The 25,020-nt window shown below is 27.4% G+C and carries 28 protein-coding genes and 1 riboswitch; of the genes, 9 read left to right on the forward strand and 19 right to left on the reverse strand.

What is annotated here, in order from left to right; all coding sequences use genetic code 11:
- Positions 1 to 33: 33 nt before the first annotated feature.
- From clpX to WAO56_RS12475, 4 genes are all read right to left on the reverse strand, one after another.
- Complete coding sequence (gene clpX / locus WAO56_RS12460) at positions 34 to 1,269, reverse strand: ATP-dependent Clp protease ATP-binding subunit ClpX (protein ID WP_422144382.1); 1,236 nt, start codon at positions 1,267 to 1,269, stop codon at positions 34 to 36.
- 8 nt (positions 1,270 to 1,277) lie between these two features.
- Complete coding sequence (clpP, locus tag WAO56_RS12465) at positions 1,278 to 1,862, reverse strand: ATP-dependent Clp endopeptidase proteolytic subunit ClpP (protein ID WP_422144383.1); 585 nt, start codon at positions 1,860 to 1,862, stop codon at positions 1,278 to 1,280.
- A gap of 24 nt (positions 1,863 to 1,886) precedes the next feature.
- A complete protein-coding gene (gene tig, locus WAO56_RS12470; RefSeq protein WP_422144384.1) occupies positions 1,887 to 3,191 on the reverse strand; it encodes a trigger factor in 1,305 nt (434 codons plus the stop codon).
- Between the two features lie 99 nt (positions 3,192 to 3,290).
- Positions 3,291 to 5,570, reverse strand: coding sequence for a cell wall-binding repeat-containing protein (locus WAO56_RS12475; protein ID WP_422144385.1), 2,280 nt, complete (start codon positions 5,568 to 5,570; stop codon positions 3,291 to 3,293).
- A gap of 146 nt (positions 5,571 to 5,716) precedes the next feature.
- On the opposite strand from WAO56_RS12475, the gene WAO56_RS12480 reads away from it, so the two are divergent.
- Positions 5,717 to 6,379 (forward strand): helix-turn-helix transcriptional regulator, encoded by a 663-nt coding sequence (locus WAO56_RS12480; protein WP_422144386.1) that lies wholly within the window; start codon positions 5,717 to 5,719, stop codon positions 6,377 to 6,379.
- Between the two features lie 39 nt (positions 6,380 to 6,418).
- On the opposite strand, the gene WAO56_RS12485 is transcribed toward WAO56_RS12480, so the two are convergent.
- From WAO56_RS12485 to WAO56_RS12525, 9 genes are all read right to left on the reverse strand, one after another.
- Positions 6,419 to 6,553, reverse strand: a complete 135-nt coding sequence (locus WAO56_RS12485) for a FeoB-associated Cys-rich membrane protein (RefSeq protein ID WP_422144387.1) — start codon at positions 6,551 to 6,553, stop codon at positions 6,419 to 6,421.
- A 21-nt stretch (positions 6,554 to 6,574) separates the two neighbouring features.
- The gene (gene feoB, locus WAO56_RS12490; RefSeq protein WP_422144388.1) at positions 6,575 to 8,722 is read right to left on the reverse strand and encodes a ferrous iron transport protein B; all 2,148 of its coding nucleotides are present in this window, start codon (positions 8,720 to 8,722) and stop codon (positions 6,575 to 6,577) included.
- Positions 8,723 to 8,947: a FeoA family protein gene (locus tag WAO56_RS12495; protein ID WP_422144459.1), complete on the reverse strand. Its 225-nt coding sequence runs from the start codon at positions 8,945 to 8,947 to the stop codon at positions 8,723 to 8,725. It lies immediately after the preceding gene.
- 15 nt (positions 8,948 to 8,962) lie between these two features.
- Positions 8,963 to 9,181: a FeoA family protein gene (locus WAO56_RS12500; RefSeq protein ID WP_422144389.1), complete on the reverse strand. Its 219-nt coding sequence runs from the start codon at positions 9,179 to 9,181 to the stop codon at positions 8,963 to 8,965.
- 216 nt (positions 9,182 to 9,397) lie between these two features.
- On the reverse strand, positions 9,398 to 10,414 hold the full coding sequence (gene tsaD / locus WAO56_RS12505) for a tRNA (adenosine(37)-N6)-threonylcarbamoyltransferase complex transferase subunit TsaD (RefSeq protein WP_422144390.1): 1,017 nt from the start codon (positions 10,412 to 10,414) through the stop codon (positions 9,398 to 9,400).
- On the reverse strand, positions 10,374 to 10,859 hold the full coding sequence (gene rimI / locus WAO56_RS12510) for a ribosomal protein S18-alanine N-acetyltransferase (RefSeq protein ID WP_422144391.1): 486 nt from the start codon (positions 10,857 to 10,859) through the stop codon (positions 10,374 to 10,376). The genes tsaD and rimI overlap by 41 nt, the downstream gene beginning before the upstream one ends.
- Positions 10,852 to 11,550, reverse strand: coding sequence for a tRNA (adenosine(37)-N6)-threonylcarbamoyltransferase complex dimerization subunit type 1 TsaB (gene tsaB / locus WAO56_RS12515; protein WP_422144392.1), 699 nt, complete (start codon positions 11,548 to 11,550; stop codon positions 10,852 to 10,854). The genes rimI and tsaB overlap by 8 nt, the downstream gene beginning before the upstream one ends.
- Position 11,551: 1 nt before the next feature.
- Positions 11,552 to 12,004 carry a tRNA (adenosine(37)-N6)-threonylcarbamoyltransferase complex ATPase subunit type 1 TsaE gene (gene tsaE / locus WAO56_RS12520; RefSeq protein WP_422144393.1) on the reverse strand — a complete coding sequence of 151 codons (453 nt, stop codon included), beginning with the start codon at positions 12,002 to 12,004 and terminating at the stop codon, positions 11,552 to 11,554.
- A 158-nt stretch (positions 12,005 to 12,162) separates the two neighbouring features.
- Positions 12,163 to 12,753: an ECF transporter S component gene (locus tag WAO56_RS12525; RefSeq protein WP_422144394.1), complete on the reverse strand. Its 591-nt coding sequence runs from the start codon at positions 12,751 to 12,753 to the stop codon at positions 12,163 to 12,165.
- 84 nt (positions 12,754 to 12,837) lie between these two features.
- Positions 12,838 to 12,952, reverse strand: a riboswitch (FMN riboswitch).
- A gap of 135 nt (positions 12,953 to 13,087) precedes the next feature.
- On the opposite strand from WAO56_RS12525, the gene WAO56_RS12530 reads away from it, so the two are divergent.
- On the forward strand, positions 13,088 to 14,380 hold the full coding sequence (locus WAO56_RS12530; RefSeq protein WP_422144395.1) for a M18 family aminopeptidase: 1,293 nt from the start codon (positions 13,088 to 13,090) through the stop codon (positions 14,378 to 14,380).
- A 16-nt stretch (positions 14,381 to 14,396) separates the two neighbouring features.
- Here WAO56_RS12530 and WAO56_RS12535 read toward each other — a convergent pair whose 3' ends face one another.
- Entirely contained in the window at positions 14,397 to 15,008 is a 612-nt protein-coding gene (locus WAO56_RS12535) for a response regulator (protein WP_422144396.1), read from the reverse strand.
- Entirely contained in the window at positions 15,005 to 15,709 is a 705-nt protein-coding gene (locus tag WAO56_RS12540; protein WP_422144397.1) for a sensor histidine kinase, read from the reverse strand. Before WAO56_RS12540 ends, WAO56_RS12535 begins: the two co-directional genes overlap by 4 nt.
- Positions 15,710 to 16,340: 631 nt before the next feature.
- Here WAO56_RS12540 and WAO56_RS12545 point away from each other — a divergent pair.
- From WAO56_RS12545 to WAO56_RS12560, 4 genes are read left to right on the forward strand one after another with little or no spacing between them, the layout of a single operon-like run.
- A complete protein-coding gene (locus WAO56_RS12545; RefSeq protein ID WP_422144398.1) occupies positions 16,341 to 17,276 on the forward strand; it encodes an ATP-binding cassette domain-containing protein in 936 nt (311 codons plus the stop codon).
- Positions 17,266 to 18,375 carry an ABC transporter permease gene (locus WAO56_RS12550; RefSeq protein WP_422144399.1) on the forward strand — a complete coding sequence of 370 codons (1,110 nt, stop codon included), beginning with the start codon at positions 17,266 to 17,268 and terminating at the stop codon, positions 18,373 to 18,375. Before WAO56_RS12545 ends, WAO56_RS12550 begins: the two co-directional genes overlap by 11 nt.
- Positions 18,362 to 19,444 carry an ABC transporter permease gene (locus WAO56_RS12555; protein WP_422144400.1) on the forward strand — a complete coding sequence of 361 codons (1,083 nt, stop codon included), beginning with the start codon at positions 18,362 to 18,364 and terminating at the stop codon, positions 19,442 to 19,444. The genes WAO56_RS12550 and WAO56_RS12555 overlap by 14 nt, the downstream gene beginning before the upstream one ends.
- 33 nt (positions 19,445 to 19,477) lie before the next feature.
- On the forward strand, positions 19,478 to 19,954 hold the full coding sequence (locus WAO56_RS12560) for a hypothetical protein (RefSeq protein WP_422144401.1): 477 nt from the start codon (positions 19,478 to 19,480) through the stop codon (positions 19,952 to 19,954).
- A gap of 17 nt (positions 19,955 to 19,971) precedes the next feature.
- On the opposite strand, the gene WAO56_RS12565 is transcribed toward WAO56_RS12560, so the two are convergent.
- Entirely contained in the window at positions 19,972 to 20,673 is a 702-nt protein-coding gene (locus WAO56_RS12565; RefSeq protein ID WP_422144460.1) for an aspartate/glutamate racemase family protein, read from the reverse strand.
- A gap of 145 nt (positions 20,674 to 20,818) precedes the next feature.
- On the opposite strand from WAO56_RS12565, the gene WAO56_RS12570 reads away from it, so the two are divergent.
- Positions 20,819 to 21,310: a hypothetical protein gene (locus WAO56_RS12570; RefSeq protein ID WP_422144402.1), complete on the forward strand. Its 492-nt coding sequence runs from the start codon at positions 20,819 to 20,821 to the stop codon at positions 21,308 to 21,310.
- 38 nt (positions 21,311 to 21,348) lie between these two features.
- Here the strand turns inward: WAO56_RS12570 and WAO56_RS12575 are convergent, their stop codons facing one another.
- Entirely contained in the window at positions 21,349 to 22,281 is a 933-nt protein-coding gene (locus WAO56_RS12575; protein WP_422144403.1) for a M28 family peptidase, read from the reverse strand.
- Between the two features lie 9 nt (positions 22,282 to 22,290).
- Positions 22,291 to 22,833 carry a hypothetical protein gene (locus WAO56_RS12580; protein WP_422144404.1) on the reverse strand — a complete coding sequence of 181 codons (543 nt, stop codon included), beginning with the start codon at positions 22,831 to 22,833 and terminating at the stop codon, positions 22,291 to 22,293.
- Positions 22,834 to 23,053: 220 nt separating this feature from the next.
- Here WAO56_RS12580 and WAO56_RS12585 point away from each other — a divergent pair, with 220 nt between their 5' ends.
- Complete coding sequence (locus WAO56_RS12585) at positions 23,054 to 23,212, forward strand: hypothetical protein (protein WP_422144405.1); 159 nt, start codon at positions 23,054 to 23,056, stop codon at positions 23,210 to 23,212.
- Between the two features lie 294 nt (positions 23,213 to 23,506).
- On the opposite strand, the gene WAO56_RS12590 is transcribed toward WAO56_RS12585, so the two are convergent.
- Positions 23,507 to 23,797, reverse strand: a complete 291-nt coding sequence (locus WAO56_RS12590; protein WP_422144406.1) for a hypothetical protein — start codon at positions 23,795 to 23,797, stop codon at positions 23,507 to 23,509.
- Positions 23,798 to 24,460: 663 nt separating this feature from the next.
- On the opposite strand from WAO56_RS12590, the gene WAO56_RS12595 reads away from it, so the two are divergent.
- Positions 24,461 to 24,997 (forward strand): hypothetical protein, encoded by a 537-nt coding sequence (locus WAO56_RS12595; protein WP_422144407.1) that lies wholly within the window; start codon positions 24,461 to 24,463, stop codon positions 24,995 to 24,997.
- Positions 24,998 to 25,020: the final 23 nt, after the last annotated feature.

The raw sequence follows: 25,020 nt of genomic DNA on the forward strand, positions 1-25,020 counted from the left end.
CTCTAAAAAAAATAGCTCACAATTGTGAGCTTTTTATTTTTTATTAAAAATCAACTTAGGTTCTGAACCTTTAACTATAGTATCTGAATCTATAACAACCTCTTTAACATCTTCCCTAGAAGGTATTTCAAACATAATATCCATTAAGGTTTCTTCAATAATGGACCTTAATCCTCTAGCTCCTGTTTTTCGGTCATATGCTTTTTGTGCAATAGCCTTTAAAGCGTCTTCAGTAAAGGTTAAATCAACATTATCCATTTTAAACAACTCTACATATTGTTTAACTATTGCATTTTTAGGTTCAACTAATATTCTCATTAAAGAATCAATATCCAGTTCTTCTAAGGTTACTATAACTGGAATTCTACCTATTAATTCTGGTATTAAACCAAATTTCAACAAGTCCTCTTGTCTAATATCCTTAATAAGTTCTCCAATTTTTGATTCTTTTCTATCTCTAATATCAGCTCCAAAGCCGATAGATTTTGTATCTTTTCTTTGTTCTATAATTTTTTCAATGCCTTCAAAGGCACCTCCAAAAATAAATAGTATATTTGTTGTATCTACTTGTATATACTCTTGATGAGGATGTTTCCTTCCACCTTGTGGAGGAACATTTGCTACCATTCCCTCTATAATTTTTAATAAAGCTTGCTGAACTCCTTCACCACTTACATCTCTAGTTATTGATGGATTAGCAGATTTTCTAGTAATCTTATCTATTTCATCTATATAGATTATACCTCGTTCAGCTCTTTCAATATCGTAATCAGCAGCTTGTACTAATTTTAAAATTACATTCTCTACGTCTTCACCAACATAGCCAGCTTCTGTAAGAGATGTTGCATCTGCAATTGCAAAAGGTACATCTAATGTCTTTGCTAGAGTTTGAGCAAGTAGAGTTTTTCCGGAACCAGTAGGTCCAATTAATAATATATTGGATTTTTGAAGTTCAATATCCTTATTATTATAGTTGCTGTTTATTCTCTTATAATGATTATAAACAGCTACAGATAAGGCTTTTTTCCCTAATTCCTGTTGAATAACATATTGGTCAAGAATTTTTTTCATTTCTATAGGTTTATAAAGCTTCTCATCTAAGTGAGAAGCTTCTTTTTCCCTAATAAAATCATCCTCAATTATATCATTACATAGCTTAACACATTCATCACAAATATAAACATTTGGTCCTGCTATTAATCTATTAACCTCATCAGAAGTTTTTCCACAAAAAGAACAACTAATGTTTTTTTCTTCTATTTCTGACATATATTCCCCTATTTAGACTTGTCTATAACTTCGTCTATTAATCCATATTCCTTTGCTTCTTCAGCACTCATATAATTATCTCTATCAGTGTCTTTTTCTATAATTTCTAATGGTTGTCCAGTTTTTTCAGCTAAAATATCATTTAATCTTGCTCTTGTTTTTAATATTTTTTCTGCTTGAATTCTAATATCTTCAGCTTGACCTTGTGCTCCACCTAATGGTTGGTGAATCATTATATCTGCATTTGGTAAAGAAAATCTCTTGCCTTTCTTTCCAGCAGCAAGTAAAAATGCTCCCATACTTGCAGCCATTCCAATACAAATTGTACTAACATCGCATTTTACATATTGCATTGTATCATATATAGCAAATCCTGCACTAACTGAACCACCTGGAGAATTAATATAAACTTGAATGTCTTTTTTTGGGTCTTCTGACTCTAAAAAAAGTAATTGTGCTACAACTAAATCAGCCATAACATTATTAATTTCTCCACTTATAAAAATTATTCTATCTTTTAACAATCTGGAAAAAATATCGTAAGATCTTTCCCCTCTATTAGTTTGTTCTACTACCATTGGTACTAGTGCCATAATTTTGCCTCCTCTAAATATTTATTACTTAGATTTTTCTTTAAAGTTGACCATACTAACAAGTTTTTCTACTGCATTTTTCTTCTTAACATTTTCAGCAATCATTTCTAAATTACCTGATTTTTTCATATTTTTAATGAATTTATCTTTATTTTTTGGATCATATTGCTCAGCTAATTCATTTAATTCTTTGTCTACTTCTTCATCAGTAGCTTCTATTCCTTCAGCTGCAATTAAAGCTTCTATTGCTAAATCTGATTTAACTTTTCTTTCTGCATTAGGTTTTAACTCTTCTTTAGTATCTTCTTCTGTAGTATTAGTAATGGAGAAATATTGTTCAGCATTTAAGCCCATTCCTTGGATTCTATAAAGGAAATCCTCATATTCTCTTTCAATTTCATTTTTAATCATGGAATCTGGTATTTCTACTTCCATTACATCTATTAAGGCTTCTATTGCTTTATTTTCTTTATCTATTTTCTTTCTAGATTCATTTTGTTCTTCTAAATCAACTTTAATATTGTTTTTATATTCTTCTAATGTGTCAAATTCTGAAACATCTTTAACAAATTCATCATCTAATTCAGGTAAAACTTTTTCTTGAATAGAATTTAATTTAACTTCAAATACTACATCTTTTCCCTTTAAGCTTTCTTCTTGGTAATCTTCTGGGAAAGTTACATTTACTTCAAATTCCTCTCCAATTTTCTTACCGATTATCTGATCTTCAAAGCCTGGGATAAAGGTATTTGAACCAATTGTTAATTCATAGTTCTCAGCTTGTCCACCAGGGAATAATTCTCCATCTAATTTACCTGCGAAATCTATATTAACAATGTCCTTGTCCTTTACTTCTCTATCTTCTATACTAACTAATCTTGAATTAGATTCTAAAGCACTATTAATAACTCTTTCAATATCCTCTTCTTTAACTTCATAGGATTCTAATTCTGCTTCAAGATTACTGTAATCACCTAATTTAGGTTCTGGTTTAACATCAACTTCAAATTTAATTTTAACAGGGTTTTCCCTGTTTAATTCGTCAATATCAATTTCAGGATTATCTACAGGATTTAAGTCTAATTCATCTAATGCTTCTTCATATACTTCTGGTAACAATATATTAATAGCATCTTCATAAAAAATTCCTTCACCGTAATTCATTTCAAGGATTTTTCTAGGTACTTTTCCCTTTCTGAATCCTGGTATTGAAAATCTTTTTTTATTTTTTACATAGGCTTTTTGTATAGCCTCTTCAAATTTATTTTGTGGTACTTCAACAGTAAATACTGCTCTATTTTTTTCTTTATTTACTAAAACTGCGCTCATAATTTTCCTCCAAATATAAAATATACAACTACTCACATTGACTAAGTATATCATATTTTTTTTAATTTTGCATTAAAAAAAGACTACATAAGTAGTCTCTTATTTTAAACCATAATATGAAGCAATTGTACTAGCCATATTTTTAGCAAGAGTTTCTGCCTTTGACTCATATTTAGTAACATCTGAAAGATTATCATGGAAGCAATGCTCTATTAACATTCCTGCTGGAGCAGCGTTATTTCTTAATACTCCATAATAATTTGACTTTGGATTAACTCCACTGGTATTTGCTCCATAATATCTGTATTTAACACCTCTATTTGATGTTCCTAGTGTTGATGATATGGTTTTTGTTAAATTAGTTGCTAAGGAAGTCGCTCTTGCATTAACATCTTCATAGATTTCCACACCTTTAGCTGAGCCATTTAATGCATTTGTGTGTAAAGAAATAAATAAATCATATCCATTTGCAGATTGTCCTCGTGATGTTAAAGAAGGGTCCTTTCCTATACTTGATCTTGTAGTTCCAACCTTTATTCCATAAGCTTCCAATTCTTTCTTTAAAAGTAATGAGAAATAGTAATTTCCATCACCTTCATTTTTCCATCTTGGACCAACATAACCTCTATTATGGGCTGAACCAGCACCATGTCCTGGGTCTAATAATATTTTAACAGAAGTATTACCTCCTTGAATAGATGAACTATTATAAATTTCATTTAAGGTTTTTTGTACACTGTTTTCATATTCCTTACTAACACTAGCTGTACCACCAAAAATATTTATAGTTTTTGCCTTAGAACTAGTTATATAGTTCTTTAAATCTGAACTAACGGAATTTCCTTCTACTAAAACAACTGGTGAATTATTTAATCCTGCTACAGAAGCTCCACTTAATGAGTCGATAAAAGTAGTTCCTGTTGCTAAATTAATAATACCTGTTGAGCTAAAATATGTTTTTGCTAAATTAATACTTGTTCCGTATCTATCTGCTCCATATACTCTGGTTACTGATTTTCCTTCTGCTTTTAATTTATCCTGTACTGAGTTACTAACAGTTGCAGAACCACCAACAACAATTACAGAGCAATTTTTAGATTTTATATAGTTTAAAGTCTCACTTGGTATTGAAGAATTTTCAACATATAAAATTGGGTATCCCTTACTTGCCGATAAAGCCGCTGCTGACAAAGAATCGGAATGACTAGATGATGAAGATACAATAACAGTATTAAAACTACTTAATTGCTTAGCTACCGATATAGCTGTACCATAAATATTTGAACCTGTTAATCTTGTAACTACTTTTCCATTATTTTGTAGATTAGTTTCTATTGCCTTGCCTATTTCTTTTTCACTACCAACTATATATACATTCTTAGCCTTTAATCTATTTATTTCATTTTCAGAATAAGAATTTAATTTATCTGCTTTTGTTAATAAAATAGGTGCATTTTTTTGTTTTGCTAAGCTTGCTGCTGACAATATTTCATTAACAGAATCACTATTTACTAAAACTACATTTTCAGCTGTTGAAAACTTTGATTTAGAAATTTCTACTGCTGTAGCATATCTGTCGCTTCCTGAATATCTTTTTACATAAAAATCACTAGCTAGACTTGAAGTAGAAGATAGGCTTCTTAATTGTGGAGATTCATCATAATTAATATCTTCAACATTTGTATAATCGCTTGTAAGATTTATATTTTCTGTAGTTGAATAGCCATCAACTTCTATTGTTAAAGTATAATTACCAGCATTTAAATAAATATTATTAGGAATATTTATAGAAGATGACACACCATCAAAATCAATATAGAAAACGCCTGAACTACTACTATTTCCAATAGTTACTTTTACTTCAGCGTAATTTCCATTTCTGTTTAATCCTATTAGTTGTGACAATACTTGTTCTAAATTATCTCCACTAATATTGGTGTTTTCTGATATAGCAGATTTGTAAACATAACCTGTTGAAGAACCTGTCATATCATATAAACTATCATGTACTATAATATCTAAATCACTAGTATAATTAACACCTTCAATATTATGTTCTTTTATTTTCCAATTTCCTGCTTTTCCTATTAAAATTTCAAAATAATAAGTTTCAGTATCATCATTATATAGTGGCGTAAATTTTAACTCTTCTCCACTATCTTCAACATAAGTAACCGTAGAGTTTCCATTAATACTCTTATTCTTAACAGAATTTAAAAACACTACATTATTTTTAACTACTTCATTTCTACTAATACTTACACTATTTGCTGAACTGGCATAAGAGGTTTTTCCACCTTCAATAGTTCCAGCAAGAGCTGAAAAAACTAAAGCCGTAATTAAAAATACCGAAAATATTTTTTTTAATAAATTGTTCATCCCTGTCTCCTTTTCTATTTTATCCCAAATTACATTCTCATTATATATTATCCTACACTATGAAATCAAATTTTACTGGTTGATTTTCCTTATTTATGTTAAAATAATGTAAATTATATAAATATATTAACATTTAGGAGTTTGTTTTGGACATTTTAGAAAATCAGTTAATTAGAGCTGTTTTAATGAAGGATAGGGATAAGACAAAGGAGCTTTCTGAATCTATTTTCAATAAAATAGCCGAAGATCACACAAGTTTTGACTTTTTCAAAAACTATTTAATACAATTTAATGGAATATTCTATTGGAACACCATAAAAAATATTAAGGATATAGAATATACAAATACAATATTACATGAAAGAAATTCTTTTCTTTTAAAGATATCAGAATCAAATGATATTAAATCATTAAAGGCCATATTTTTTGAAATGCTGGATTTCTATACAGCATCTCAAAACAAATTAATTTATAATTACTCAAACCCTTTAATTAAAACTATTTTAATTTACATTTACAATAATTGTGGAAAAAAAATCACCTTGGAAATACTATCTAATAAGTTTCATATTAGTAAATCTTACTTATCGAATTTAATATCTAAGCATGTAGGTCATAGTCTACCAGCTATTTTACTAAATTTCAGATTAGAAAAGGCAATACTTTTACTTTTAGATAGTAATTTATCTATAAATGAAATTTCTCATTTAGTAGGTTTTGATAGCACATCATATTTTTGTCACCAATTTAAAAACGAATACGGAATAACGCCAAAACAGTTTAGATCTGAAGGCAATCTTTCAATATAAAAAAACAGATAGTTTATAATTAAACTATCTGTTTTTAAATTATTTTTTACTAGATTGACAATTACTTATATGACATGAGCTACAACCACTACATCCTGATTTATTCTTCCTCATACTTCTTATAGCAAATGCAACTATGCCAACAAGTATTGCTAACACTACTATTGTAGCCATAATAAAACCTTCTTTCTTAATCTAGTCTATGGACATACTTAATTTACTTTTATCTATTTTGTTTTTATCCGGCTTAAATAACAGGAATATATATACTACTAATACTACTAAGGCTATTCCTGTCCATATTGTAAAATCATTACCTAATACAAGTACAGAGCCAAACTGATATATCATTAAAGATATTGTATAGGCAAATACCATTTGGTAAATTAATGCAAAAGCTGTCCACTTACCACTTTTCATTTCCTGTCTTATTGCTCCAACTGCTGCAAAGCAAGGTATATTCAACTGGTTGAAAATCATAAAGCTCATAGCTGAAACTGTAGTAAAGGCAAGGGAAGCAAATTGAATCATGTCAGGACTTTCAAATGTTAAGTCAGCTCCAACACCTGCAACTACTCCATAGGTACTAACAACCATTTCTTTTGCCACTAATCCTACGACAGATGAAACTGCTGCTAACCAGTTACCAAATCCTAATGGCTCAAATATAGGTGCAAAGAATTTTCCTATTGCTTCTAATAATGAATGACTTTCTGCTGAAAACTCTGCAAACTCAAATGATGTACTTATGTTTTGTAAAAACCATATTACAACTGTAGCAACTAAAATTATTGTTCCCGCTTTTATAATAAAGGCTTTTATTCTTTGCCAAGTTACCCTTAAAACATTTCCAAATTTTGGCATATGATAGGATGGAAGTTCCATTACAAATGGAGCAGCCTCTCCTGCAAATCTACTGGTTTTCTTTAAGATTATTCCACTAATAACTACTGCAGCTATTCCTGCAAAATAACAAATTGGAGCAAACCACCATTTACCAACAAAAACAGATGCAGCAAATAAGGCAATTATTTCAGATTTAGCTCCACAAGGCATAAAGGAAGCAACTACAATTGTCATTCTTCTGTCCTTGTCTGATTCTATTGTTCTTGTTGCCATAATTCCCGGTACTGAACAACCTATTCCTATTAAAATCGGAATAAAAGATTTTCCCGATAAACCAAATTTCCTAAATATTCTATCTAATATAAAGGCAATTCTAGCCATATATCCTATATCTTCAAGGATAGCTATAAAGAAGTAGAGTATTGCAATAACTGGTAAAAATCCAAGTACGGCTCCTACCCCACCAATAATACCATTAACTATTAAACTTACTAGCCAAGCTGAAACTCCCCAGCCTACTAAAAGACTTTCTGCTCCACCTTGTATAATTTCCTCAATTAATGTACCATTTACCCATTCTCCTATAATATCATTACCTATTGTTATTGAAATGTAGTAAATAGCAAACATAAATACAGCAAATATAGGAATTGCTAAAAATCTATTTGTAACTATTCTATCTATTTTATCTGATGTACTAAGGCCAGACCTTTTATTTTTAATAATATGTTTTGTAATATTACTTACAAAATTATATCTTCCGTCTGTTATTACTCCTTCTCCATCATCATCAAATTCTTCTTCAAATTTATTTAATAAATCACTTAATTTACTTTTTTCAGAATCGTCTAAGCCGATTTTTTCAATTATCTTTTCATCATTTTCTAAAAGTTTAACAGCTATCCATCTCATACTGTTATGATAATCTACTTTATTTGATATTTTTTTAATGTCTTCAATATATTGTTCAATGGATTCATTAAATATTTTTAAAGGTTCTACCTTTTTATTTTTAACCTCTTCACATGCATCTATTAATTCGTCGATTCCAGTTTTTTTCAAAGCTGAAATTTTAACTACTTTAGTTCCTAAGTGGTCCTCTAATTCATTTGTTAAAATTTTTTCTCCTGTTTTATCAACTAAATCCATCATATTAAGAGCAATTACAACAGGAATACCTAACTCCATTAGTTGAGTAGTCAAATATAAATTTCTTTCTAGGTTTGTTGCGTCTAAAATATTAATAATAACATCAGGATTTTCATCTATTAAATAATCCCTGGAAACTACTTCCTCTAATGTATAAGGTGATAAAGAATATATTCCTGGTAAATCTACTATATTTATATCCTTGTCTTTTTTATATAGTCCCTCTTTTCTTTCTACTGTTACCCCTGGCCAGTTACCAACATATTGTTCACTACCGGTTAATAAATTAAATAAGGTAGTCTTACCACTATTGGGGTTACCGGCTAAAGCAATTGTAAATTTGCTCATTTAATTCTCCTCTACTTCTATTATTTCTGCATCTTGTCTTCTTAATGTTAGTTCATAACCTCTTAAGGTAATTTGTACTGGGTCTCCTAATGGAGCAACTTTTTTAATATACAGTTCTACTCCTTTTGTTATTCCCATATCCATAATCCTACGTCTTATGGCTCCAGCACCATTAATTTTTTTTACAATATATGTTTTACCTACTTCTGCTTTATTTAATGTAATCAAACTAACACCCCTTTATATAATTTCAACTTTTATTCTATTTGCTAAATCTTTCCCAATAGCTACCCTACATCCTTTTACAGATATTATAAGATTACCCATCATTTCATTTACTATTGTTATTTCAGCATTTAATACAAATCCCATATTAGCTAATTGTTTTTGCTGACTATCTTTTCCTCTAATATGGACTATTTTTAAAGGCACCCCTACTGGTGCTATTGTTAATATCATATTTACCCCTAATCCTTTGTTTATTATTATACTTATATATTATTAAATTAATAATTTGATAATTATTATCTATATCTATTCTATAACTATTGATATGTTTTATCAATAAAATCTCATATTTTTAATAATTTTTTTATATTTTTTATAAAATTTCTTTTAGACTGAAAAAAAAGCGGGTATTAAAATATTTAATTTACCCTGCTTTTCCAGTTTTTTCTATTGTCCCAATTCTAAATTTGGATAAACCTTTAAATCTAATTTATCTCTTTTTCCATTAACATAGTCATAATAAGCTGCACAGCCTATCATTGCAGCATTATCGGTACTTAAAATTTTAGAAGGATAATATACCTTTATATTATTTTCTCTTCCCTTCTCCTCTGCCATTTCTATTAATTTTGAATTAGCTGCTACTCCTCCGGAGATAACAAATTTATCCATTTTCTTTTCCTTTAATAATCTAAAGGATTTTTCTATTAAAACATCTAAAACAGCTTGTTGGAAACTTGCACATACATCTGGTATATTTATTTCCATATGTTTTTGTTTCTGATTATTTATATAATTTAAAACCGCTGTTTTTAAACCACTAAAACTAAAGTCATATGTTTTTTTATCTATTATTACCCTTGGAAAATCTATTGCTTTTGGATTTCCTTTTTTAGCCTGAGCATCTATTTCAGGTCCACCTGGGTAAGCTAGTCCTAAGGCTCTTGCTATTTTATCGAAGGACTCCCCTGCTGCATCATCTCTTGTTCGCCCAATAATTTCAAAATCCGTATAGCTATTTACCTCAACTAAGTAGGTGTGACCACCGGAAACTATTAAGCCAATAAAAGGTGGTTCTAAATCCTTATGGACTAAATAGTTTGCGCAAATATGTCCCTCCATATGGTTTACACCAACTAATGGAATATCCAGTGCAAAAGAAATAGCCTTTGCTGACGAAATTCCAACTAATAATGCACCAATTAACCCTGGCCCCTTTGTACAGGCAACTACATCAATATCATCAAAACCAATACCTGCTTCTTCTAAAGCCTGTTTAATTATTAAGTTAATATTTTCTAAATGCATTCTACTGGCAATTTCAGGTACAACACCACCAAAAATTCTATGTGTAGATATTTGAGAGGATATAATATTTGACATTATTTCTCTACCATTTTTTATAACAGCTACAGAAGTTTCATCACATGACGTTTCTATAGCTAGAATTTTCAATTCTTTCAAATTTATCTCCTAAATCTAATCTCATTAATAATCCATCTTCTGAAGGGTTTGTATAGTATCCACTAATTCTGGACATTTTCTTAAATCCATACTTGCTATACAAGTGAATAGCTTTAAAATTATATTCCCTTACTTCTAAAGATATAAAATTTATATTATTTTCTTTACAGTAATTAATAATATATTCCATAATTTTATTTCCATATCCTTGGTTTTGCTCTTCCTCTATTATTCCAATATTGTGAATTTGGCATTCATCTAATACGATTAACATACCAAAGTAACCTATTAATTCATTATTTTTTTCTACAACAAAATAATGGGCATATTCATTGTTTAAAGCACTTTTAAAACTTTCATATGACCAAGGATTTTTAAAAATTTTTCTTTCCAATTCTGAAATGGCATCTATATCAGAGTGAACCATCTTTCTAATATTAAACATTTTTAATCTTCATCTCCAAATCCCTTTGTGCTTGTGATTTTCTTATATATTCCGGCTTTAGAGTTAAATAACTATCTTTTACAACTTCATCTTTTTCCTTATTAGCTAAAAAACATAAACTTCTACCAATGCAACTATTTAAAGAAGCTGGTGCAATTGTAAATTTACTATTTTTCTTTATTTCCATTTCAAAATCAGAGTTAATATCTCCAACAAAAATAATTTCCTTGTATTTGTTTTTTAAATTTTCTATTAAATCGTCAAAGTAAATTAATTCATCTTCTTCAACATTTATTATTTCCTTGTTTTCGTATTTGTAAACTCCATAATAAACCCTGCCTCCTCTAGCGTCTAAAATTGGAACTATGGTCTTTTCTGTTAATATTTGTGAAGCTAAGGCTTTTAAGGTAGAAATCCCTATAATATCCTTATTAAAAATCTGAGCAAAAGTCTTAGCTACAGTCATTCCAATTCTTAGTCCTGTAAAGGAGCCTGGTCCTTTTCCAACAGCATATAGATCTATTTCTTCTATTTTAATATTTAAATTTTTTAATAAATCTTTAATCATAGGTACTAATGTCTCACTATGAGTTAATTCTTGATTTATATTATAATCTCCAATTATAATTCCATCTTCCATAACTGAACAACTAGAAATCATAGTTGAAGTATCAATACTTAATATTTTCATTTTATTTCAGTCTTTCTATTAATTCTTTCTCTATCTTATTTCTACCTTCAATTATAAATTCTCTTTCTGTTTCCCCTAGTTTATTAATGGAAATCTCTATATAATTTCTAGGTAAATAATTTGAAGCTCTTTCTGCCCACTCTACTATTGTTACCCCACTAGGATAATAATAATTATCTATATCTATAGTTTCCACTTCTGATTCTTCTTCTAGTCTATATAAATCTAAATGATTTAATTCTACATCACCATAATATGTGTTAACTAAAGAGAAAGTAGGACTTGTTACATTATCCCTTATATTTAATGAATCTGCTATCATCTTTGTGAAAGTAGTTTTACCTGCTCCCATTTCTCCTTTTAGGGAAATTACATATCCCCTTTTTAAAGCTTTAGATATTTTTTTAGCAAACTCATTTGTATCTTTTTCGTTTTTTGAAATATATTTAAACATAATCTACCTCATTATACTAGTATAAAACTTATGCCCTAATCAAGCAATCCTTATAGGATATTTTATAAAAAAAGAATCGTATTACTACGATTCTAAAAGTATATTTCATAATTCTTTTTTTGGCAATATAAGTTATTAAGCTCTAATCTTAATTTAACTTACCCATTACTTTTACTTAATCTAGGTAATAATGGTTTATACAATATTCCTAAAATCGTAGCATTTAATGCACCCTTAATTATATTAAACGGTACAATTGAAAATAAAATAAAAGTTGGCACATTACTAACTAAAGGATTAAGTTTTTCCATAGTAGGAGCAAAGGTCTCCATTGGTAATCCATATAGTGGAAATATTACATAGTAATTACTTAAAGTTGCTAATGCGCTCATTAAAATAATCCCTATTGTTAATGAAAATATTGCATTTTTAAGAGTTTTCTTTCGTTTGTATATTAATGATGCTGTTACGACTAAGGAAGAAGAAACTATTAGATTTGATAATTCACCAAAACCTGCCGTTAAAGTTCCTTGTGTTAAAAATTTTAATAGAAGTTTAACAACAACTACTATAAATCCCCATAAAGGACCAAATGTAAATCCTGCAATAATTGCCGGCACCTCTGAAACATCAATTTTCATAAATGGTGGTGCAAAAGGCAAAGGGAAATTAAACAACATTAATATTGAAGCTATGGCTCCAAGTAGTGCAACTTTTATCATTGTAGATAAATTATTATTTTTTCTCATTATATCCTCCTAAATATTTAGGACATAAAAAATGCCCCTATAATACTTCTGGGCATTTGGATATACAAATTAGCATTTATTTTCAGCTTTCTTCTTTCATCCAGACTATACTGTCGGTATTGGAATTTCACCAATTCAACCCTTACGGCTCGCGGACTTTACCGCCGGTGAGGAATTTAACCTCGCCCCGAAGATACTTTAATTATAGCACTATACTATATCTTCTTCAAGCCTACTAAAATATATCTTTTTCAAAACTATTGTGTTTTATGTTTAAATAAAAATTTCATTAAATGTTATAATAAATACGATAAAAAATTTAATGAGGTGTTGTATGTATAATAAAAAAATGGCAGAAAAATTAATGAACTTTATAGACAATAGTCCTTCTGTTTTTCATGTAATAGATAATTTTGAAAAATCTCTTATAGAAAAAGGATATACAAAACTTTCTAGAAATAGAAAATGGAACTTAAAAAGAAACGGAAAATACTATTTAACAAATAACGACAGTGCTATTATAGCTTTTCATATGGGAAGTAATCTAAAAGAAAACTTTTTTAGAATTATAGGCTCTCATAGTGACTCCCCTACTTTTAGAGTTAAGCCTTCTCCTGAAATATTTGAAAAAAATCACTTTGCAAAACTTAATACAGAAGTTTACGGTGGTCCAATATTAAGCACTTGGTTTGATAGGCCTTTGTCTTTAGCCGGTAGAGTCGTATTAAAATCAAAGGATATTTTCAAACCGATAGTTAAAAATATTAATATCGATAAAAATCTTCTAATTATACCAAATTTAGCTATTCATATGAATCGTGAAATAAATAATGGTTACAAATATAATAAACAAAAAGACACCTTACCAATTATTGGCTTAATAAATGAGGAACTGGAAAAAGAAAACTACCTTCTAAATATTATTGCCAAGGAAATAAATGAAGATATTGATAACATTTTAGATTTTGACCTGTTTCTATATGACAGACAAAAGGGTGAATTTTTAGGAAATAATAACGAGTTTTTTACTATTGGTAGAATTGACAATCTTGGAATGGCCCATGCTAGTGTAGAGGCCTTATTAAATTCAGAAGATTCGGCTTTTACAAAGCTTATACTGGTTTCTGACAACGAAGAAGTAGGCTCTCAGACAAAACAAGGTGCAGGTTCTCCTTTTTTAAGGGATACTTTAAAAAGAATTATTACTACAAGTGGTGGTAGTTTTGAAGATTTTGAAATTGCATTAGCAAAATCATTTTTAATTTCTGCCGATCAGGCTCATTCAGTACATCCTAATTATATTGAGAAAAATGACCCTACTAACCTACCACTAATAAATAAAGGACCGGTTATAAAGGTTTCTGCTAGAATGAATTATACTAGTGATGGCGTTTCATCTTCAGTTTTTTCCCAATTATGTAATAGTGTAAATATTCCTGTTCAGTACTTTGTAAACCGTTCAGATATATTAGGTGGCTCAACTATCGGTCCTATAACAAGCCAAAATTTAAATATAGATTCAGTAGATATTGGAAATCCTATACTTTCAATGCATTCCATAAGGGAATTAGCCGGAGTAAAGGATCAGGAATATATTTATAGGGTATTTTTAGAATTTTTTAAATAAGACAGGTTTTCCTGTCTTATTTATTATTTAAATAGTAAATTGCCAATTGGGTTCTATCCCTTAAGTCAAGTTTTTCTAAAATTAAACTAATATAATTTCTTACAGTTCCTTCACTTAAATATAGTTTACTTGAAATTTCTTTGTTATTTAAACCTTCGGCAACTTCTTTTAAAATAATTAATTCCTTTTTCGTTAATATTGTTGAAAGTTCTTCTTTATTTGTTCTTTCATTGTATATTGTATTTAAGACATTTGAACCAAAAACCTTTTGGCCTGCATTTACAGCCTTAATTGCAGGTATAATATTTTCAAAATCATCTTTTAAAATATAGCCATAAGCACCTAATGACAAAGCCTTTTTTATATATTCATCATCTAAAAAAGTTGTTAGGAATAAGACCCTTGTGTCTATATTTTTATTATTAATATATTCTAAAATATCTATTCCGGTTTTATCTCCCATTCTAATATCTAACAAGGCAATATCTATTCTTTCTTTTTCTAAAAATATTAGTGCATCTTCATATCCGTAGCCAATTCCAACTACTTCTATTTCACTGTCTGACCCAACTATGGTCTTTAATGCATAGGTAATCATTTTATCGTCATCTATAATTATTATATTCATATTCCCTCTTTCTCTATATTAATAAAAATTCTGAATCCATTTTCATTTGAAACTTGTAAGTTACCATTTATTGCCTCAACCCTAGTCTTAATTGAATTTAAACCAATACCATATTTAATAATTTTTTGATTTGTTCCATTGTCCTTTATTAATATATAAATATTGTCCACTGTTTCTCTTAAGTTTATTTCCACTAAAGTAGCATTTGAATGTTTTATAATATTATTCAAAGATTCATTTATAATATATATAATTGAGTATTTAAAATTCAAGTCCTTATTTTCACTAAGATTATAATTGAAAATTATTTCAGAATAAGTATAGTCTCTAATAATTTTTTCCAATTCATTTTTTAAATTTATACTATCCTCTTGTAAATTATGTAAACTTCTTCTTAATTCTTCCATAGATTCAGTTAAGGAACCTTTTAATAGGTTTAAGTCATTTATTCTACCCCTGTCTTCTTCTCTTATAATTAAGGCTCCAACCTGTAAAATAGAACGGGAAATAATATGCCCTACTCCATCATGTATATCTCTTGCTATTCTATTTCTTTCTTTAGAAATTGCAAGGGATATTCCCTTATCCTGTTCCTCTATTAATTGTTGGTTTTCAGTTTTCAATTTAAAATTTCTTTCATTAGATTCTATTATAAAATTCCTATATTTATTATCTAAATAAGCTATTTTTATATCTTTCATTTTAAATAATACTGCTATAAATATATTTAAAATTATAAAGAGAGATTCTTCTTTATTAAAAACATTCCAAACAAGTAAGGTTGTAAAAATTAATATAAGAATATTAATTAAATTATCTCGATTTAATAGATTGTATAACAATAAAGGGACAAAATAAATAAACTTTATCTCTATGTAAATTAATATAAGAAAGATAATCATTATGGAAAACTTAATTTGTTTATTTTTAAATAAATATGCACAGCTTAATAGTCCTAAAGAAATTAAAGGAATAATAGAATTTCCTAAAGGAAGAGTTATAACAAAATATATTGTTGTAATAAACCAAATAAAAATACTGCTAAAATAATTATTCATAAAATCCTACCTTGTTTTAATACTTTTAATTATAGAATATATTTAAGAATTTTCATAATATAAATAGAAAACCCTATACCAATTAACTTCTTTAAGTATAGGTTTTCTATTTATTAATAAATTTACATAATCTATAAGCCTTGTCTTTGTACTTATAAGAAATTTATATAAATTACCTTAGTGACAAATGTCATATAAGAAGTGATTTTATTCACTACTAGGAAAGAACAAAATAGCTTAAAGTATAGTTAACAATAAAACTTAGGAGGTTTTTATGATAGAAGTTAAAAATTTATTTAAACAATATAAAGAGGTACTAGCCCTTAATAACTTTAATTTAGCTGTTAATAATGGTGATATATATGGTTTAGTTGGACCTAATGGTTCGGGAAAAACTACAGCAATTAATTGTATTCTTTCTCTCTTAAATTATGAAAAAGGTGAAATTTTTATTTTTAATGAAAAAATGAATTCAAGTAAAAATAATATTAAGGCAAAAATTGGTTATATCCCTCAAGATATTTCTATAATTTACGATTTAAATGTTTATGACAATATAGATTTCTTCTGTGGTCTTTATATTAAAGATAAAAAATTAAGAAAACAATATGTTGAAGAAGCAATAGACTTTGTAGAATTAAATGATTTTAGAAAATTTTTACCGAAAAAATTAAGTGGAGGTCTACTAAGGAGACTTAATATTGCTTGTGGAATAGCCCATAAACCGGAATTAATTATTTTTGATGAACCTACTGTAGCTGTTGATCCTCAAAGTAGGAATAAAATCCTTGAAGGTATTAAGGAATTAAATATAAAAGGAGCTACTATTATTTATACTTCCCACTATATGGAAGAAGTGGAATATTTGGCAAATAAAATTTCTATAATTGACAAAGGTCATATTCTAGTTACAGGAACATCTAAGGAACTAAAATCATTTGTCGGTTTAGGAAATTCCTTGGAAATAGCAAATATAAAAATAGATAAAAACTATATGGGTGAATTAAACAACATAAGCGGTGTAAGTAAGATATTAAAAAATAAGAATGATTTAAAAATAATTGTTGAAAATGATTTAGCTATTAGTAATACAATAAATTATTTAAATAAGAACAATATTATATATGATTCCCTTAATATTAAAACTCCAACATTAAATGATGTCTTTTTAGAAATTACAGGAAGGGAGTTAAGAGATAATGGTTTTTAATTATTATAAATTAAAACTGAAGGAACTATTTCAAAATAAGTCCACCTTGTTTTTTAGTTTAACCCTTCCAATTTTACTTTTAACACTTTTTAACTTAACAATTGCAAATATAGATAGTGAAAATCTTTTTGAAACAATTCCTATTGCAGTTGAAGATACTACTGTTGCTAAAACTTTGGAAGAAATTGAAATATCGGGTAAGGAAAAAGTTTTTAAAATTATTGAAAGTTCTAACTATGAAAAAGATTTAAAGGAAGAAAAAATTACCGCCTACATTAAAGGAAATAAAGATTTAGAAGTAGTTGTTAATGACTATAATTTGTATTCCTCTTTAGTTTATGAAACGGTAAATATGTACAACCATATTAGTAAGATGTATGGAAAAGTTTTAGCCAAGGACATAAATATTAATCCTGAAGAAATTATGGATACCTATAATAAAGATAATAATATTAAAAATAAATTTGATTCATCCAGTAAAAACGAATCACTTATATTCTTCTTTACAATACTTGCTATGGCCTGCCTTTCTGCTGCAAATCAGGGTATAGACATTGGAGAGGTTTTAAATCCAAAATCGGAAATGAAATATGTAAAAAGAATACTGGCTTCACCTGTAAATAGGTTTAAACTGATTACTTCACAATTTTTAGGAGCCTTAACCTTTTCCCTCCTTGTAACATATGTTGCTGTAGCCTATTTACTAATATTAAAAGCTTCCCTTATAGAATACCTACCTAAAGTAATTATTACTTCAACCTTGGGAACAATATTAGGCTTATTATTTGGTGTGTTAATATCCTTGGTGCTTAAAGTAAAACTTGCTAGTAAGTATAATATTAGTGCAATTGTTTATGTCTTTAGCTGTTTCTTAGCAGGAATGATGGTTAATACTACTCCATATGTTATAGAAGAAAAATTACCTATAATAAAATATATTAATCCGGCAACTGTAATTACTAAGGCCTACAAAAACATTTATTACTTTGAAAATAATAGTAGCTATTTATTAAATCTTTTTAATATATTTACTTTGATTATAATCTTCGTAATATTAATATTATTCACCACTAGGAGAAGAAAAAATGAAAACATTTAAAAACTATTTTAAAATAATTTTTGCAAATAAATGGTCTTTAATTTTATATATAGTACTTTTTACTATATTATTAAGTATTAACAATGGTTCCAATGTTGAAACATTAGACACAAATTATCATATAACAGTAATTGACAAGGCAAATAATAGTGAAAGCAAAAATTTAATCGACTTTTTAGAAACTAAGTATAGGGTTTCAAAAGAAAATATTTCAGATGAAAAAGCCAAGGACAAATTATTCGGTAATATTACCGCCTACGTTTTATTTATTGACAAGGAAAATAACTTATCCTATTTTGCAAAAGACGACTCTGTTGCCCCTACAGCCATAAATCTGTCTATAGACGAATATTTAAACACCAATGCTACTTTAGAAAAATATAATATTGAAAACTCCAATAAAGAAAGTATAAATATATTATCTGAAAATACAAACTTTAAAATATTAAATAACACTACTAGAAATAATACAGAATTTTATTACACCTACCTAACCTATATAATAATACTTTTTTCCCTATCTATTATATATTTAGGATATAATTCCTTTTTACGTGATGGTGTAGAAAACAGGGTAAGAGTTTCTAAAACAAAATTTAATAAGTTCATTATTTCCATATATGCTTCATCATTAATATTAATGTTATTTGTTTGCCTAGGATTTTCTTTACTGGAACTGTTTAAAAATAAGACAAGTTTGGAAAAATATCCCTTATATTTAATTAATTTAATAGCCTTTACAATACCAATGGTTGCCCTTGCCTATTTAGTAAGTTCCAGGTCAAAGGACTCTTCTAATAACGGTGCCCTTAACAATGTTATCTCCCTAAGTCTATGTTTTATTACAGGGGTATTTGTTCCACAGGAGTTTTTGCCACAGTATTTAATTAAACTTTCTTCAATATTCCCACCTTACTGGTATTTAGAGGGAATAAAGGCAAGTAATAAAATGGATTTTAATATGCTACTTAAAGTAATATTGGTACAAGGAATTATGACTAGTGTTCTTATACTTATAAATATGATAGTTAATAGACAGAAAAAGGGAGATTTTTCCTATTCTAGATAAATAATTCCTGTTATAATACAAGTAGGTGATAAAATGAAGAATAAAATTTCAAGTTTAATAGTAATACTTATATTACTTACTATTGTTTCATGTAATAAAAATAATTCTAATTTAGAAAAATCTAGTGAAACAGATATAAGCACCACAGTAGAAACAAATAATAGTAACAAATATGTTGATACAAGTGGAAAACATCCTAAAGCTGAAGATATTGAAATAGTCCTTGCAAGAGAATTTGAAAATGGACTTGGTAAAGTCGATATAAGTAATAACAGTAACTACAATATTACTAAGCTAAGTATGGATTTAACTAATAACACTGGAAGTATTATTACAATTACTTGTAACGCTATAGATAAGGGTACTACCTTAAAATCCATTGATGTAGAATCCTTTGAAGATATTGACTTTTCAGAATTTAGACCAATATTTTATGAATTGGAATTTGAAAATGAAAATGGGGAAAAGGAAATATCAAAATATGACTATGATTTAAAAGAATACTATTAAAAGCTAGAGAAAACTCTCTAGCTTTTTACTTTTCCACCTGAATATTCAATTGATTTTTCTACTAGAACTTCCATTGCATCTATATAATAATTTTTTAAATCAGCCGGTAGATCTAGACAGCTAAGTTCAGTACAAGCCAAGATTGAAATTACATTCTCTTTAGATAATTTTCTTAAGAGTTCATTAAATTTTTCAGATTTTAAAATCATCTTTTCTTTAACATCATAAATAGTGTCTACAGAAATTTTTTCTTCCAAATCTGTTAAAGAATAAACCTCTAAACCATTTAATAAAGCATATTTATCATAAACTTTACATCCCATTGTACCATAGGTTCCTAGGACAGCTACTTTATTAAAATTCGTATTATTTTTAATATATTTAATAGTTTCATCTACCATATTAATAAGATTTATATTTGTCATTTTTTGTATTTCATCAAAATAAAAATGTGATGTATTACAAGGAATAGCAATATTATCTACTTTGGCAAATTCCATTAATTTAATATCTTCATCAATCTTACTAAGAAATTCTTCCGGTTTGTTCTTTCTAATTACCTCAGTTCTGTCAGGTAAAGTTGCATGATTTGAAACTATTGTATTTATATGGTCTTGGTCCTTGTAAGCTTGAGTTCTTTCAACTATTCTTTTCATAAATAAAGATGTTGCTAAAGGACCCATACCACCTATTATTCCGAGTTTTTTTATAATTGTCACCAACTTTCATTTTCCTTAATTATTCATAATATTATACTTTATTATTTCACTAAACCAAATTATACAATAGATTTAGATATATTGTAAACTTTATAGGTATTTTTTTGTGGTAGAATTATATTGTAATAAAATATTGGAGGGAAAAATGAAAAAAAAATTATTAATATTAACTTTAATTTTATCACTAGGCTTAACCGCTTGTAATAGTTCTAAAAATACAACTAGCACAACAGAGAACCAAGCTAGTATACAAGAAGAAAAGGAAAGCGAAAGTAGCACAAATGAAACTGAAGCTATAAAAGAAACTGAGAATAGCAATGAAGAAGCTACAAAAGAAGAAATATCCATACCTACTAATGTAACTACTAGTATTGAAAACAAAATGAAAGAAGAATTTAGAAATATTGATGTTTATGCAGAAATTAGAGATTTTAATATAGATGTGGAAAATAACTCTATTAAAATACATGCCTTTCTAGAAGACGGTACAAGTTCAGGAACTGCTGAAGAATTAGCAATTAAAATGGAAGAAAAATTAGATAGTATTATATCTAAAGAAAAAGATATGATTACTAATTATAATATTAGTATTGAAATTAAGGAAGATTCAACAAATGTAATTCTATTTTCCAAATAAATGAAACAGAACCTAGTATTTACTAGGTTCTTCTTTTTTTAAATCTTTTTAATAAAGTCTATAATTATTTCTGTAATTAAATCAATATTTTCTTTCATAAAAATTTTATCCCTTGAATTATGAATTCCGTTTAAATAGTATCCTATAACTGGAGCTTTCTTTAAAGCTGCAACAGCAAGACTATTATTATAAATTAATTGATCCGATGGATAAATATATCTATTAGCCGGTCCTATTACATACTTTTTACCGTATATATTATTTTCCATTATCTTCTCTACTGAACTTGTTAAGGTATTATTAAAGATAGAATTTCTAAAATCTTTTTTTCCAATAAAAAACAAATTATCCCCATTAGCTACACAATCAAAGTTAATTAATGGCTTATTCTTTATAAATTTCCCATATCTCTTTTGAAATTTACTTGAACCTATTAGTCCTAGCTCCTCTTGATCAAAAAATACAAAACATACTTTATTTTTATAAACATCATCTAAGTTTTCCATAATATTAATTAATGTTGCTACACCGGAAGTATTATCGTTAAGAGTATTTTTATTTGCAAGTCCTGTTTGAGTATAAATAAATGTAAGTACAACAATTAGAACTATAAAAATATTTGGTATATTTAAATTAAAAATATTTTTAAAAAACAAATCTATTAAAATTGCCGGTAGTAAAATAATAAACAAAATATATAATTGACCTATAATAAATCCTAGCCAATTCATTCCCATAAACATAGGAAGAAAGTAATTCACTTGAGTATCATAATGGGCTGTTAAAATAACTTCTGCATTATTAACATCTCCTACTATTAAATTTCTACCTTTAGAGCTATACTTATCAATCTTAAAGTCATAATCCATAGCTTTAATAATTTGTTGCAGCCAATTAATAAACTTACTTTTATCTTCATAGTTTTTTCTAACTTGGAATTTTTCCATTAGTTCTCTTATATTGTCAGACATTGTTACTTCCTAGTACTTTAAATTAAATTCTAAAATCAAATTATTTATAGCCTTAAAAATTTCTTCTGAATCTAGCTTATAGATGTTTTTTTCATTTAAACCAATCTCTTTAAAGATTATCTCACTATTACTATCATAGTCAAAAGAAATAGTGGCTACTTCCTTTACTGGTACAATATGCCTATAATCATCAATTTCTTTTTCCTTACCGGTATTATATTCAAAACGGTAGGCATCTGTAACCTTTAGTAATTTAAAATAATTGTCTTCCGGCATATTAGGAACTACTAATATGTCACCTTTCTTAAAATCGTTCATTAATAACAGTTGAGAAAATATCTCGTTAATTCTTTTAGGGTCTGTTTTGTCTAAAGGCCAATTATCCTTCCAGGCTTGAAGAAATTTAAACTTTCCATAAAAAATTGCCATTGGCTTTTTGTCATCAAACATAGCTCCCCAGCCCTGACGTAATCTCCCTTCTTCTATTTCCTTTACTAAGTAGCTCCTATTATCTATATAACCTATTTTAAAAACATAAATATTATTATTCATTCTCAATTCTCCTATGTTCTCTTCCCTCTGTTTTAAATTTATTAACATATAAATCATAACTTATTATTAATAATAAACAAAGTCCTGTAATCTATTAATGAAGAATTTTTTAGTTTATTAAAAAATACAGTAAGTTTTTTTATAGTATAAATTATAAAAAAACACACTATTAATGTTATAATTAAGAATACTAAACTAATAATAATCCATAGGAGGTAGCATGGAAAAATTACTATTAAAGGATATTAATAATAGATATCTACTTATTGATAAAAATGAATTTGACTTAGTTTGCTCCTTATTAAAAGATGAAGCTATATTATTTTATGATGATGTTTTTAAAGTATTTGATAATAACAAAAATTATCTATATAACTAATTATAATAATAGTCAGAAATCATGTATAAAATAAGCTTTAACAATTACAAATATTTTCTCTAGTTGTGGACTAAATTTGTTTTTATTTATAACTTACTACTTTGTTTCTATATCAATATATTTAACCCCTTAAATTCATTTCTGAATTTAGGGGGTTTACTTATTAATCTAATTTCCTTAAATCATAAAAATATATTACTGCTGTAATTAAGACTAGTAGTATAAGTATATATAAAATAATATGGTATAAGTCCGGTATATATTTAGATGAACTTTCAAATACTTTTATTGTATTTAAAAAAACCTTATTTTACCTTCCCCTTCACCAACTATTGTATATAATTCATGGCTTAAAAATTGAGTAATAAGCCAAATAGATAATACTGTTATCAATACTTTTATACCTGTTATAGTGTTCAATATAAAAAAACTTAGTGAATATATAATAAAGAATATTCCATCTTCTTTCCAAACTTGAGAAACTAATTCTTTTCCACCTATTTTAAACCCTATCATATCTAAACTAAACCATATTAATAACAATATATTAAAAATAATAATATGATTTTTATTAATCTTTCTCAAATCAATCTCCCTTCTTTAAATCAAATAGTATTTATTATTACTATTAATAAGTTTATCTTGTTTCTTTTTTTCTTATTATTTAGTTTCTATCATGTTTAGTATAAAGCTAGCCTATTTAGAGTAGCCTATCCCTAAGTTCTGCATTCTCATTTGTTAACAGATTTCCGTATTTTTATTAAGTTTTATAATTTAGATGTAAAAAACGATATAATATTTAATAAAGTAAGTTACAGTAAAAGAACAGTTTATAAAAAGAAAATCCCTTTGTTGAGGAAAATAGCATATGAAGAACCTATCTATGCTGATGAAGATAAAGAAAGCTATGGTAAGTTGACACATATATACTTATAGATTTTTGACTAAAAACTATGGGTATGAATATTATAAACACAAAAATCCAAGATGGAGATGTTATATTTATAATAAAACAAGCTATAGAAAATAACCGTGAATTGCCGCAATTATAATTGGTGATGAAGCTATTCTAAAGAGTAAAACATATAAAAGATAAAAATATTGTTGTTTTAAAATCATAAAACCCAAAATATGAAACAATGGTTTGTTTTAATGATGAGCTTTCTAGCCTTAAAATTATAGATAGAGCAATAACCTTTCAAGGTGACATTTTTAATAAATTCTAGCAAGTTATAATAGGAGGATAAAATGAAAAAGAAATTATTAATCTTAATTCTAATTATTGTTTTTAATCTATCTGCTTGTAGTAATAAGAACGATTTAAATAAAGACAATAATTTAGAAACGAATGCAATTAATACCGAAAATGTTGAATCAACAGAAGCCACTAATCCAACTGAAATAATAGAAATAACAGAGGTGACTGAAGCTTCAACTATAGAAAAAACTGATAATTCTTCAGATAATGCCTTTACTAATTCAATTAACACAAAAGATTTAACCCATAATCAATTTGAAGATTGGGTTGTTAGCGTTCTTAAATATAGGGAATCTACTCCTGAATGGTCTTTTTTAACTGAAAGTCCTTATATGATACTAATAGACCATGATGGATTTCAATGGAACGCTGTAATAAAACAAGATAGTATTGATGGATTAAACGTTACCACAATCACTACTTTTAGAATAAATAATAATGGATATTTAGAAGAATACGATGTTGCTGATGATAGTTATTTTACAATTGCTACAGAATATGGAGATCATGGCATTTTGCCTGATTAAAATATAAAACAAATAATATTTGG

The organism is Miniphocaeibacter sp. (genome assembly GCF_049276255.1).
Taxonomy (GTDB): Bacteria; Bacillota; Clostridia; order Tissierellales; family Peptoniphilaceae; genus Miniphocaeibacter.